The organism is Adlercreutzia sp. ZJ242, from assembly GCF_011038995.1.
Classification (GTDB): domain Bacteria; phylum Actinomycetota; class Coriobacteriia; order Coriobacteriales; family Eggerthellaceae; genus CAAEEV01.
In genome coordinates, this window is sequence record NZ_JAAKEE010000027.1 from 1 (window position 1) to 12,269 (window position 12,269).

Consider the following 12,269-nt stretch of genomic DNA (forward strand, 5'->3'; position numbering starts at 1 on the left):
GTGAATACGTCGGCCAGGGCCGCCGAAGCGGCCGCGCATGCGGTAGGATTGTCCATGGAGGGCTCCTCTCTTTCTCGATTCTTGGTCGATAAGAGATTAGGGGAGCCCCCTTCGCCTCGCTCCGGCTTGTCGGCCAGCCTGGCGGCTGCCCTCGTCGCCGGAGTCGCTATACCTCCCCAAAAACGTTACGCCGTGCAGGGAAAAAGCGGCCCGCTGGGAAAGGAGGGCGGGAAGCGCCTGCCCGAGGGTGTACCCTTGGACAAGGTGCCAAAAAGGAGGGGAGGCGCATGGACAAGCTAGCCTATTTGGCAAAGACGCTCTCGCGCACCAAGCGCAAGGATTATGAGAATTATGTAGTTAACGCCGTGTGGAACAGGCTCGCCTGCCCTGAATTGAAGCCCGTGTCGCAACAGTACTTCAGAGACAGCGAAGCGAGCGAAGAGAGGAAGAACCGCGGATACTTCATCGATCTTTTCTTTCCTCAAATAAACATGGGCGTTGAGTGCCAGGAGAGGTTCCACGAAAGAACAGTGGAGCACGACAAAGTCCGCGAGCTCACCCTCATCGACATCCTGAGACGAATAGACGACTCCAGCAAGTACAAACCGCTTTACGTGAACATAAGCGACGGATACGAAGCCGTCGAACGGCAGATAGACGAATGCGTCCGCACCCTGAGAGAAGAGTTCAGCCGACTAAAAGAGTCTGGGGATCTTGAACCCTGGGAGACGAATCCCGATCCGCGTGACTACTTGAAGGGCAAACGCAGCATAAGAGCCGATGACGACATCGCATTCCGAACCATCGTGGATGCATGCAACAGCGTCCTCAAAACGAACTATCGCCAAATGCAGCGTTGCTTCTTCAAGCCCCGCGGAGCAGACGACGCGCTAAACGGCAATGATTTCAGGGTCTGGTTTCCGAAGCTCGCCATAAACGGAAGAAGCGTGGCGAGGGGATGGGTTAACCTCATCGACTCAGAAGGCAACGACTCCCCAGAAGTCATGAACGACCTCCCTGCTGAGGAGTCGTTCCAGCGCATCACATTCGCACGGGCGATTGATCCTATAACCAAAGAAGCTGGCTATCGCTTCGTCGGCATTTTCGAGCTCAAGGACAAAATCGAGCAAGACGGACGCATGTTCAGGAGATACGTCAGAATCGCGAAGGAGCTGCCCCTCAGAGAAGCATAGCGGCAAGAGCATAATCACGAGAAAAGCATGCCGGAAACGCCTGCGCGCGTGGCTTTGTGGCTGCCGAGGTCGTACTCGAACGAGAGCACCGGCGTGTTCTTGTTCATGAGCGTGTAGCGAGCCAGCGTCATGCCGTCACCGCCTTTCGGAGCCGCCTGCCGCAGGAGGATTCAAGTCGTTTCGGCCATTATAGGCGAAACTGCCTTCGCCAGCTTCCGCTGCTCTGCCAGCCGGTCGTCGAGGACGCTGCCGACAACGGCGCCGACAGCGGCGCTTTTCCATCCACCCCCAAGCGCCGGCAGATGGGGATGTCGTCGTTCTGCACCGACAATGGCCCCTTTTCATCCACCTCCGAACGCCGGCAGATGGGGGGTATTGTCGCTCTGCACCGATAACGGGCTCTTTTCATCCACCTCCCAGGTGATTCTGGATGAAACGAGGCCGTTATCGGCGATTTCGTGAGAAAAGTGGATGCGAAAGCGCCGTTGTCGGTGGTTTTTGGGGCTCAAAGCACCGACAACGGGCGTTTTCCATCCAGCTTTCCGAAATGGTGGATGGAAAGAGGGCGTTGTCGGTGTTTCGGACCCCGAGGACCCAATTGGGCAGCGGGGCAAGGGCATGCGCGCCCTTCGCCCCGTCGCGCCGTGCTCTAGGAGATGTGGCCCAGGAAGTCCTTCGTGCGGTCGGACTGGGGATGGTCGAAGACCTCCTCGGGCGTGCCCTGCTCCACGATGTAGCCGCCGTCCATGAAGATCACGCGGTCGGCCACGTCGCGGGCGAAGCCCATCTCGTGCGTCACCACGATCATGGTCATGCCCTGGCGCGCGAGGTTCTTCATGACGCCGAGAACGTCGCGCACGAGCTCGGGGTCGAGCGCGCTCGTGGCCTCGTCGAAGAGCATCACGTGGGGGTTCATGGCGAGCGCGCGGGCGATGGCCACGCGCTGCTGCTGGCCGCCCGAGAGCTGCGCGGGCTTGAAGTCCACGCGGTCGGCCAGGCCCACCTCGCTCAGCCGCTCCACGGCGACCCGCTCGGCCTCCTCCTTGGAGCGCTTGAGCACCTTCTGCTGGGCCAGCATGACGTTCCGCTTCGCCGTGAGGTGCGGGAACAGGTTGAAGTTCTGGAACACCATGCCCACGTTCGCGCGCACCTTGTTGATGTCGGTGCCCTTCGCCGTGATCTCGGTGTCCTCGAAGAAGACCTTGCCGCCCGTGGGGACCTCGAGCAGGTTGATGCAGCGCAGCATGGTGGACTTGCCCGAGCCGGACGGGCCGAGCACCACCACCACCTCGCCGCGGTGCACCTCCAGGTTCACGTCGCGCAGCACGACGTTGTCGCCGAACGCCTTCTGCAGGCCCTCGATGCGCACGACCACCTCGTCGGTCACGTGGCTCGCGCGGGCCGGGGCGCTCGCAGCGCCGGCCGGGGAGGTTGGGGCGCTTGCGACGGCCGGGGCAGCTGCGGCGGCTTCGGGCTGCGCGGCGCCAGGCGTCGCGGCTTCGGGCGTCAGGGCGCCGGAGGTCTTGATCTCGCTCATAACCGCTCCTCTACTTCGTGTTCTTCATGCCGAAGCCGTGATCGCCAGCGCCGCCCAGGCCGTCACCGGGCTCGTTCTTGAGCAGCGGCTGCGCGGTGAGCACGTCGGTCGCGAACCCCGTGACGCCCGCCGAGTCGGTGCCCGTCACGGCTGCGCCCGCGGCGCCCGCGCCCTCCGCGCCCGCCGCGGCGGGCGCGCCCTTCTTCCTGCGCTTCTTCGGCGCCGCCGTGCCCGCCAGGCGGCTCTCGAGCTTGCCGACCACCTTCGCGAGCGGCAGCGTGATGATCAGGTAGAAGCACGCGGCCACGATGTAGGGCGTGATGGAGCCCGTGGAGGCCACGATGGTCTTCGCGTACATGACCACCTCCATGACGCCCACGGCGGCCAACATCGAGGTGTCCTTGTACAGCAGGATGAACTCGCTGGTCATGGTGGGGATCACGCGGCGCACGGTCTGCGGGATGATGACGAACACCATGGTCTGCGCGCCGTTCATGCCGAGGCTGCGCGACGCCTCGAACTGGCCCTTCGGGATGGACTGGATGCCGGCGCGGAAGATCTCGCACAGATACGCCGCCGAGTTCATCGACAGCACGATCACGCCGAGCGGGAACGACGGGATCTGCACGCCCGCCAGCGGCAGGCCGAAGAACGCGATGTAGATCTGCAGGAACAGCGGCGTGCCGCGGACGACGTTCACGTACGTGGTGGCGATGCCGCGCAGCACGCGCCACTTCGACATGCGCATGAGCGCCAGGACAAGGCCGATGGGGATGGCCACGGGAAACGCCACGGCCACGATGCCGATGGCCATGAGGAAGCCGTTGAACACCACGGGGATGCTCGACACGATGAGCGGCGGGTTGAAGAACAGGCGCAGGAACTTGTTGGAGTTCCACTGCTTCACCCAGTCCTGCTGCTCGAGGCTGCTCACCAGCTGGTCGAACGCGCTCTTGCCCGTCACCTGGATGGGCGCGATGTCGTCGATGGGCAGCGTGTCGCCCTCGGCGGTGGTGTAGGAGCCCGCAAGGCCCATCTCCCCGCCCTCCGCGGGGAAGAACACCTCGTACACCTCGACGCGCACGTAGGAACCGGGGGCCGTCGGCTCGGCGAACACGGCGCGAAGCGTGTTGCCGTCGGCGGAGAACTCGACGTCGGGGATGTCGCGCGTCATGAGGTTGTCACCCGACAGCAGCATCACGCGCGCGTCGTCGAGGCCGAAGGTGGTTCCCTCGGGCATGGTGAGCTCGAGGGCGGTCAGCGACTCGCCGGGGGCAGCCTGGCCCTCCCAGGTGACGCGCGTCTCGGTGGCGCCGTAGACCTCCGAGCCCGTGTCGCCGTTGGGGCGCGCGGTGCACTTGGCGGTGTCGAGCGCCAGCGCGTCGGCGGGCTGGGCGGCCTGCGCCAGCACGGCGCCGCACAGAAGCGTGAGCGCCACGAGCGCGCCGACGAAGAGGCGGCGAGCAGCGGCGAGGCGCGCGACGCGCGGACATGCGGCGCGGGCCGTCACGCGCGAGGCGATGGCGTTGGAGCGACGGGCGAATGCGGTTGGATCAGTCATGACGGCTCCCCCGATCGGGTGTGAGAGAAAAGGAGGCCCTTCCCGCCCGACTCAGGAGGGAAGGGCCCTGAATTCCACGCGAGGAACTGCGGAGCGCTAGAACCACTTGTTGGTCAGCTCGTCGAGCGTGCCGTTGTCCTTCAGCGTCTTGAGCGCGGCGTTGATGGCCTCGGTCAGCTCAGGGCTGTCCTGGGAGACCACGGCAGCGTACTCCTCGCCCGTGGCGACCTCGATGACGACCTGCGCGTCAGAGTAGGCGCTCTCCAGCATGCGGTTCACCACCGCGAGGTTGGTGCACACGGCGGTGGCGTTGCCCGACTGCATCGCGGCGAAGCAGTCCGTGGAGTTGCCGTAGCCCTTGACGGTGGCGTTCGGGAAGTTCTCCTGGGCGTACGTCTCGCCGGTGGTGCCGGACTGGACGGCGATGACCACGCCCTCCTTGTTCAGCTCCTCGGCGGCGTTGTCAGGCGTGATGGAACCGCCCTTCATGGCGGCGACGGCCTGGTCGTCAATGTAGTAGGAGTCGGTGAAGTCGATCTCCTTGGCGCGCTTGGGGTCCACCGAGATGCCGGAGAAGCCCACGTCAGCCTGGCCGCCCGCGGCGATGGCCGGGGTGATGCCGTCAAACTGCAGGCTCACGAACTCGCACTCGAGGCCCATCTCCTCGGCGACGGCCTTCGCGAGGTCGATGTCGAAGCCCACGTACTCGCCGTCTTCGAGGTTCTCGAACGGCGGGTAGTCCGGCGACGTGGCCACCGTGAGGGTGCCCTCCTTCAGCAGCGTGAGGCCGCCTGCGCCGCTCTCGGCGGCCGCAGAGGAGCTCGCCGAGCTCGCGGCGTTGTTCGAAGAGCAGCCGAACAGGCCGAGCGCCGCGACCAGCGCGCCGCAGGCGACGAGCGCGCCCCACTTCTTGATCTTCATCTTTCTTCCCCTTTCCCTGCGCCCCTGCCCCGGGCCTCCCGGCGGGGCGCGTCGATCATCTCAACAAGGGCAATTATAAGGCGTTTGCCCGCAAAACGCGCCCATTCGTTGCATTCGTGTAAGGTTTGCGAGCGAACGAGCGCCGCTGCTCGCAGGCGGCGGCTGGCGCGGGCCTGCGGCGCAGCGCCAGCCGGCAGCATGGCTCGTGCCGCTGGCCTCGGCACCTCGCGCCCGGCAGCTCCGGCGCGCCGCCTCAGTGCGGGCCCAGGTAGCGCAGGGGGACCACCGTGCGCGCGGACATGGGAACCTTGTGCTCCTCGCCTTCGGGAATCTCGATCTCCGCCTTGAGGTCGAGCGTCTTCGCCCTGTTCACGGCCTTGGGCTTCGGATGCGCGCGCCGGTCGGACTCGAGCGCCTGGGCGAGCACCTGCATGCGCTCCTCCGCGCTCTGGATGATGCGCGAGCACTCCTTGAGCTCCCCGCTGATGTCAACCCCCTCCAGCTCGCGCACCGACTTGTACTTCAGGTCGTGCTCGAGGCTGGCCCAGAAGTCCATGGCGATGGTGCGGATCTGGATCTCGACGGGGATCTCCTCCTTCGCGTCGAGGAAGTACACCGGGATCTTCACGATGAGGTGCAGGCTGCGGTAGCCGTTGGGCTTGGGGTTGGCGATGTAGTCCTTCACCGTGACCACCGTGAGGTCGTCCTGGTGCTCGAGGTAGTTCAGGATGTCGTAGGCGTCCTGCACGTACGACACGATCACGCGCAGCCCCGCGATGTCCATGATGTGCTCTTCCATGGCCTCGAGCGTGGTGGACTTGCCGTAGCGCTCGAGCTTCTCGAAGATGGACGGGATCGACTTCATGCGCGACTCGATGTGGTGGATGGGGTTGCGGCGCTGGCGCAGCTTGAGGTCCTGGTCGAGCGTCTCGAGGCGCACCTCCATCTGGCGCATCGCGGCGTGGTACTTCTGCAGGATGTCCTGCGCGGCGTACTCGAGCACCGCGAGGGCGTCGATGTCGTTCCCCGTGAGCATGCGGCTCTGGGTGAGCTTGCGCGAGCGCTGCTGCGACACGTCGTCCATCCCCTTGTGGTAGCCAGCCGCCGCGCTCGTGCGGATGACCTCGAGCGATCCGTCTGCCGTCATCGCGCCTCGCCTCCTTCCAGCATCTTCGCCATGCGCCACAGCTCCTCGAGCTCCTCGGTCGGCAGGTCCTCGACGCGCCGGCCCTGCCCCCAGGCGGCGCCTTCCATGAAGGCCCAGCGGCGGCGGAACTTCACGCACGTGGCGCGCAGCGCGTTCTCGGCGTTCACGCCCATGCGCCGCGCCACGTTCACGAGCGCGAACAGCACGTCGCCGAACTCGAGCTCGACGGCGTCGGCCGCCGCGGCGGCCTCGGGCGTCGCGCCCGCGTCGCCGCCCTTGACGATCTTGCCGCTCTTCGACCGGGGAGCCGCGGCGTAGGCCTCCTTCAGCTCGCCGACCTCCTCGGCCACCTGGCTCCAGATGTCGTCGAGCGTGTCCCACTCGAAGCCCGCGGCCGCCGCCTTGCGCGAGATCTTCTGCGCCTGCATGAGTGCCGGGAAGCTCGCGGGCACGCCGTCGAGCAGCCCCTCGGGCGCGCCGTCGCCCGCGTCGGCGGCGGCTGCGTCGGCCGCCTCCTTCTCGGCGAGCTTCACCTTCTCCCACAGCCCGAGCACCTCGCCGGAGTCCGCTGCGGCCTCCTCGCCGAACACGTGCGGGTGGCGGCGGATCATCTTCTCGTTGACGTCGCGGCACACGTCGTCGATGGTAAACGCGCCCGCGTCGGCGGCGATCTGGCTCTGCAGCACCACCTGCAGAAGCACGTCGCCGAGCTCCTCGCGCAGATGCGCGACCGAGCCGCGCTCGATGGCGTCGACGGCCTCGTAGGCTTCCTCGATCATGTTGTGCGCGATGGAGCGATGCGTCTGCTCGCGATCCCACGGGCAGCCGTCGGGCGCGCGCAGCGCCTCAATGGTGGCCACGAACGCATCGAAGTCGGGGTGGCGTTGCGCCGTCACCTCAGCTACGCTCTTGCTGGTCATATGCTTCTGAGCCTTTCGGTTTCTGCCCTGCCGCGCGCCCTGCGGCGCCGCGGCCTCGATTGTCCCCCCTGTGCGAACCCCCATTATACCCCGCAGCGCAGCAGGGCGCCCCCGCACGGCCGTTCCGAAGAAAACTAGTGCATTTCCCCGCATGTTCGAGTACCATCAATTCTGTTTGTTCATCAGAGCGCGCCCGCCTCACCCCCACGTGACGCGGCTTGACGCGCTCTCGTCGGAAGCTGCCGGGCACCTGCTCGGCGGCCTTAGAGAAAGAGTTGACATGGCTGCACCTACCATGACCCCCGAGCAGCGCGCCGCTGCGCTTGAGAAGGCCCGCGTCGTCCGCGCCCAGCGCTCCGAGATCACCCAGAAGCTCTCCATGGGCATCATGACCCCGGCGGAGGTCCTCGGCAAGGTCGACGACCCGGTGATCGGCCGCATGAAGGTCAAGGCATTCGTGAGCGCCATCCCCGGCTTCGGCAAGGTGAAGACCGAGAAGCTCCTCGAGGAGCTCGGCATCCCGGCCGACCGCCGCATCCAGGGCCTCGGCTCCAACCAGATGAAGAACCTGCTCGAAGCGCTCTCCTAGATCCGACTCTCATACGTCGGCGGAAGCCGCCTCAAGGGGTGCGCATCGGACGAGATGCGCACCCCTTGCGTTTTCCCGCCGCCGTTTTGGCAGAAATCTTCAGATATTTGTCAATTTGAGGGGGAAATCTCATTCGCGTGGATGCATGAGATAGCAGCGGGTGAAACTGACCTGGTGTTTTGCCGAGCACGTCAGGGACAGGAGCCCCAAAAGACCCCAACAGCACCCTCAAGATGACAAACATCTGAAGATTTCTGCCAAAATCTCCCTCCGAACATGCAAGGAGTCCCGTCATGCCCCTGATTCACGTTGACACGCTCGACGACGCGCGGCTCGACGCCTACGCGCGGCTCACCGAGGCGCAGCTGCGCAGCCGCCTCGAGCCCGAGCGCGCGCTGTTCATCGCCGAGGGCGCCAAGGTGATCGAGCGCGCCCTCGAGGGCGGCATGGAGCCGTTGTCGCTGCTCATGGAGGAGAAGTGGCTGCACGCGACCGACGGCCTCATCGCGCGCATGGAGGCGGCCCGCCCCGATCTGCCCGTGTTCGTGGCGCCGCACGCGGCGCTCGAGGAACTCACGGGCTTCGAGCTCACGCGCGGCGCGCTCGGCGCGTTCCGCCGCCCCGCGCTGCCGAGCGTGGAGGAGGTGGTGCGCGACGCGCGCCTGGTGGCGGTTCTCGAGAGCATCACGAACCACACCAACGTGGGCGCCATCTTCCGCTCGGCGGCGGCGCTCGGCGTGGACGCCGTGCTCGTGAGCCCCACCTGCTACGACCCGCTGTACCGCCGCGCCGTGCGCGTGTCGATGGGCACGGTGTTCCAGGTGCCCTGGACGCGCATCGGCGACGACGCAGCTCCCGCGAAGGGGCGCCCCGGCCGCCCGTCGGCCGCATGGGCGAGCGCGGGCATCCCGCTTCTGCGCGAGCTGGGGTTCACGGTGGCCGCCATGGCGCTTGAGGACGACTCGGTGTCGCTCGACGACGAGTCGCTTGCGCGCGCCGAGAGGCTGGCGCTCGTGTTCGGCACCGAGGGCGACGGACTTGCGCCCTCCACCATCGCGCAGTGCGACTGCACCGTGCGCATCCCCATGGCCCACGGCGTCGACTCGCTCAACGTGGCGGCCGCCTCCGCCGTGGCGTTCTGGCAGTTTCGGAATCTGGCGGGGCTCTCGCGCTAGACGGGCCGCGACGGCTCGACAGCGGGATGCGGCGGGAGGCGTGAGCGGGCAAGCGGCGGGCGCGCCGCGGCTGCAAGCAGCAGGCACGCCGCGGCAGCAGGCGCACCGCGGCAGCAGGCGCCCGCTGCCCCCTACTTGTCGATGTGCTCGCGCGGGTCGCGCAGGTCGTTCGGCATCACGCGCACCTCGTCCCAGCCCATCTGCGCAAGCGCGTCGGCGGTGCGCCACGGCGGCGTGTTGCCGTCGAAGGGCGCGCAGTAGTTGAGCGCCTCCACGAGCGTGATGTTGTGCATGAGGTCGGCCATGGTGTCCACGTCGGGGATGGGCGGCAGGTAGAGCGCCGGCAACCCGAGCGCGCGGGCCTTCTGGATGTAGGCGGGCAGCACCGTGAGGCCGTCGGAGTTGTAGAACACGCCTGAGTGGTCGAAGTCCGTCGCGCGCGTCCATCCGATCACCGACACGCCCATCTCCTGGTCAGGCGCGAGCACGATGCCGCCGCCGTCAACGCCGTCGAGCTTGTGCAGCGCCTCGAACCCGGCGAGTACGTCGTTCACGGTGAGCGCGGGCATGTCGGCGCCCATCGACAGGATGCAGTCGGCGCCGCGCTCCCACGTCTGCTCGAACGCGTGGTTGTAGTGCTCATCGAAGCTCGCACCCTCGTCGGCGATCATCACCAGCTCGCGCGGCCACTCCCCCGCGTCCGCGAACAGCTTGCGCATCGCCTCCACGTTGCCCGCGGGCGTCGTGGAGATCACGAGCTCGTAGACGTCGCGCACGCCCTCCTCGCCGCGGGCCTCGGCCGCCGCGCACGCCGCCTCGGAGCGCTCCTCGAGCGCGGAGAGCGCCGCGCAGCAGATCTCCACCACGTCGAAGAGCATGCAGTGGTACAGGGCGCTCGCCACCTCGGGCGCAAACGCGCCGTCTTTCAGCGTGGTCAGGCGCGTCTTCACCAGCCCGGCCTCCGGCACCTTGCTGAACAGCAGCAACGCGTTTCTTCGCTCTCTTGTCTCCATGCTCCCTCGCGCCTCTCGCTTCGGTTTTCGTGCGGGACCTATGCTAGCACGCCCGCTACTTCATGAGCGCGGTCACGGCCTGGGCGAACGCGATGGGATCCTCCACGGGGAGGCCCTCCATGAGCATGGCCTGGTCGTAGAGGATGCCGGTGTAGGTCTTCACCTTGTCGTCGTCGCCCGCCACGTGCGCGGCCTTCAGGGTGCCGAACACCGGGTGCTTGGCGTTCACCTCGAGGATCACGTGCAGCTCGGGCGCCTCGTCGCTGCCCACGGCGTTCTCCTTGAACATCTGCGCCATCTTGAGCGAGACGGCGCCCTCGGTGGTCAGCACCACCGGCGCGTCGGTCAGGCGCGTGGACACGACCACCTTCTCGACCTTGCCCTCGAGCGCCTCCTTCATCACGTCGAACAGCGCGGAGTTCTCCGTGGTGGCCTCCTCGGCCTCCTTCTTCTCCTCGTCGGTGGTCAGGCCCAGGTCCTCGCCGCCGACGTTCTTGATCGTGAACACCTTCGGCTCGGCCTCGGCATCGCCCTCGGCGCCCATCGACACGATGTCCTTGTTGGAGTAGGTGCCCAGTGCCATCATGCAGAACTCGTCGACGTTCTGGTCGCACAGGAGCACGTCGTAGCCCTTCGCCAGAACCGTGGTCACGATGGGCATCTGCGCGAGGCGCTCGAGCGAGTCGCCTGCGGCGAAGAAGACGGACTCAGCGTCAGCCGGCGCCTGGCCGAGGTACTCGTCGAGCGTGATCATCTTCTTCTGCTTCGCCGAGTAGAACAGCAGAAGGTCGGCCAGCACGTCCTTGGCCATGCCGTAGCTCGAGTACACGCCGTACTTCATGGTGCGGCCGAACTCGCCGAAGAACTTCTCGTACGCCTCGCGGTCGTTGTCGCGCATGTCGGCCAGGTCGGACTTGACCTTCTTCTCGAGGCGGCGCGCGATGGCCTTGAGCTGGCCGTTGTGCTGCAGCGTCTCACGCGAGATGTTCAGCGTGAGGTCAGCCGAGTCGACCACGCCGCGCATGAAGTTGAAGTAGTCGGGCACGAGCTCCTCGCACTTGTCCATGATGAGCACGCCCGAGCTGTACAGCGCGAGGCCCTTCTTGTACTCCTTGGAGTACATGTCGTAGGGCGCGTGGCCCGGCACGAACATGAGCGCGTCGTAGGTCAGCGTGCCCTCGGCATGCAGCGAGATGGTGCGCGCCGGGTCCTCGAAGTCGTGGAAGTCGGTCTTGTAGAACTCGTTGTACTCGTCTTGGGAGACGTCGGCCTTCTTGCGCTTCCAGATGGGGATCATGGAGTTGATGGTCTCGACCGCCGTGTAGTTCTCGAACTCGGGCTTGTAGTCATCGGGCGCGTCGGCCGGCTTCGGCTTCATGCGCGACTTCTCGAGCTCCATCTGGATGGGGTAGCGCACGTAGTTGCTGTAGCGCTTGATGAGGTCGGTCAGGCCGTACTCGCTGCAGTAGGTGTCGTAGCGCTCGTCGTCGGTGTTCTCCTTCAGGAACACGACGACGTCCGTGCCGTGCTCGGCGCGCTCGGCGGCCTCGATGGTGTAGCCCTCGATGCCGTCAGACTCCCAGGCCCAAGCCTCGTCGCTGCCGTAGGCGCGCGAGACGACGCGCACCTTCGAGCCCACCATGAAGGCGGAGTAGAAGCCCACGCCGAACTGCCCGATGATGTCGACGTCAGCCGTGGGCTCCTCGGCGTTGGCGGTCTTGAACTCGAACGAGTCGGAGTGCGCGATGGTGCCGAGGTTCTTGTCGAGGTCGTCCTTGCTCATGCCGATGCCGTTGTCGGACACGGTGACGGTGCGCGCGTCGGCGTCGAACGCCACGCGGATGGCGAGGTCGGCGCGGTTGATCTCGACGCTCGAGTCCGTGAGGCTCTTGAAGTAGAGCTTGTCGACCGCGTCGGACGCGTTCGAGATGAGCTCGCGCAGGAAGATCTCGCGGTTGGTGTAGATGGAGTTGATCATGAGGTCGAGCAGCTTCTTGCTCTCGGTTTTGAACTTGCGCATGGGTATCGCCCTTCTTTCGCTTGCGGGTGGCTGAGGTGTTTTAGCAGTCACAGCCTTCGAGTGCTAAGAAGGAATTCTATAGCGCAGGAAATCTCTGTCAAGCGCCATCAGATTTTCGCCATGTGTCGGACGGCGCTTTGCGCCTCATCCCCCCCTGCTGCCTTCCCCTCTTTCCCTTCCTCCACGTTGCCTC

The 12,269-nt window shown here is 66.0% G+C and carries 10 protein-coding genes; 3 read left to right on the plus strand and 7 right to left on the minus strand.

The genetic code is table 11. The features are described 5' to 3' along the window. Window positions 1-287: 287 nt before the first annotated feature. Window positions 288-1,193 carry an AbaSI family restriction endonuclease gene (locus G7Y49_RS07450; RefSeq protein ID WP_165172554.1) on the plus strand — a complete coding sequence of 302 codons (906 nt, stop codon included), beginning with the start codon at window positions 288-290 and terminating at the stop codon, window positions 1,191-1,193. A gap of 649 nt (window positions 1,194-1,842) precedes the next feature. On the opposite strand, the gene G7Y49_RS07455 is transcribed toward G7Y49_RS07450, so the two are convergent. The 5 genes from G7Y49_RS07455 to mazG form a co-directional block, all read right to left on the minus strand. Continuing rightward, entirely contained in the window at window positions 1,843-2,730 is an 888-nt protein-coding gene (locus tag G7Y49_RS07455) for an amino acid ABC transporter ATP-binding protein (protein WP_165172556.1), read from the minus strand. 10 nt (window positions 2,731-2,740) lie between these two features. Beyond that, window positions 2,741-4,291 (minus strand): amino acid ABC transporter permease, encoded by a 1,551-nt coding sequence (locus tag G7Y49_RS07460; protein ID WP_165172558.1) that lies wholly within the window; start codon window positions 4,289-4,291, stop codon window positions 2,741-2,743. 96 nt (window positions 4,292-4,387) lie between these two features. Continuing rightward, entirely contained in the window at window positions 4,388-5,212 is an 825-nt protein-coding gene (locus G7Y49_RS07465) for an ABC transporter substrate-binding protein (protein WP_165172560.1), read from the minus strand. Window positions 5,213-5,465: 253 nt separating this feature from the next. Then, the gene (locus G7Y49_RS07470; RefSeq protein ID WP_241157321.1) at window positions 5,466-6,359 is read right to left on the minus strand and encodes a (p)ppGpp synthetase; all 894 of its coding nucleotides are present in this window, start codon (window positions 6,357-6,359) and stop codon (window positions 5,466-5,468) included. Next, a complete protein-coding gene (gene mazG, locus G7Y49_RS07475; RefSeq protein ID WP_165172562.1) occupies window positions 6,356-7,279 on the minus strand; it encodes a nucleoside triphosphate pyrophosphohydrolase in 924 nt (307 codons plus the stop codon). The genes G7Y49_RS07470 and mazG overlap by 4 nt, the downstream gene beginning before the upstream one ends. 280 nt (window positions 7,280-7,559) lie before the next feature. Here mazG and mihF point away from each other — a divergent pair, with 280 nt between their 5' ends. Continuing rightward, window positions 7,560-7,868 carry an integration host factor, actinobacterial type gene (gene mihF, locus G7Y49_RS07480; protein WP_165172564.1) on the plus strand — a complete coding sequence of 103 codons (309 nt, stop codon included), beginning with the start codon at window positions 7,560-7,562 and terminating at the stop codon, window positions 7,866-7,868. Between the two features lie 293 nt (window positions 7,869-8,161). Then, entirely contained in the window at window positions 8,162-9,043 is an 882-nt protein-coding gene (locus G7Y49_RS07485; RefSeq protein WP_165172566.1) for an RNA methyltransferase, read from the plus strand. A 131-nt stretch (window positions 9,044-9,174) separates the two neighbouring features. Here G7Y49_RS07485 and G7Y49_RS07490 read toward each other — a convergent pair whose 3' ends face one another. Together G7Y49_RS07490 and htpG are read right to left on the minus strand one after the other, a co-directional pair. Further along, window positions 9,175-10,056, minus strand: a complete 882-nt coding sequence (locus tag G7Y49_RS07490; protein WP_165172568.1) for a DUF2064 domain-containing protein — start codon at window positions 10,054-10,056, stop codon at window positions 9,175-9,177. Between the two features lie 55 nt (window positions 10,057-10,111). Beyond that, window positions 10,112-12,076 carry a molecular chaperone HtpG gene (gene htpG, locus G7Y49_RS07495; RefSeq protein ID WP_165172570.1) on the minus strand — a complete coding sequence of 655 codons (1,965 nt, stop codon included), beginning with the start codon at window positions 12,074-12,076 and terminating at the stop codon, window positions 10,112-10,114. Window positions 12,077-12,269 lie beyond the last annotated feature (193 nt).

Excerpts from the sequence above, each read along its gene's own strand:
- G7Y49_RS07485 (WP_165172566.1), top strand. The coding sequence starts at position 8,162 with ATGCCCCTGATTCACGTTGACACGCTCGACGACGCGCGGCTCGACGCC.
- mihF (WP_165172564.1), top strand. The coding sequence starts at position 7,560 with ATGGCTGCACCTACCATGACCCCCGAGCAGCGCGCCGCTGCGCTTGAG.
- htpG (WP_165172570.1), bottom strand. The coding sequence starts at position 12,076 with ATGCGCAAGTTCAAAACCGAGAGCAAGAAGCTGCTCGACCTCATGATC.
- G7Y49_RS07455 (WP_165172556.1), bottom strand. The coding sequence starts at position 2,730 with ATGAGCGAGATCAAGACCTCCGGCGCCCTGACGCCCGAAGCCGCGACG.
- G7Y49_RS07460 (WP_165172558.1), bottom strand. The coding sequence starts at position 4,291 with ATGACTGATCCAACCGCATTCGCCCGTCGCTCCAACGCCATCGCCTCG.
- mazG (WP_165172562.1), bottom strand. The coding sequence starts at position 7,279 with ATGACCAGCAAGAGCGTAGCTGAGGTGACGGCGCAACGCCACCCCGAC.
- G7Y49_RS07470 (WP_241157321.1), bottom strand. The coding sequence starts at position 6,359 with ATGACGGCAGACGGATCGCTCGAGGTCATCCGCACGAGCGCGGCGGCT.
- G7Y49_RS07465 (WP_165172560.1), bottom strand. The coding sequence starts at position 5,212 with ATGAAGATCAAGAAGTGGGGCGCGCTCGTCGCCTGCGGCGCGCTGGTC.
- G7Y49_RS07450 (WP_165172554.1), top strand. The coding sequence starts at position 288 with ATGGACAAGCTAGCCTATTTGGCAAAGACGCTCTCGCGCACCAAGCGC.
- G7Y49_RS07490 (WP_165172568.1), bottom strand. The coding sequence starts at position 10,056 with ATGGAGACAAGAGAGCGAAGAAACGCGTTGCTGCTGTTCAGCAAGGTG.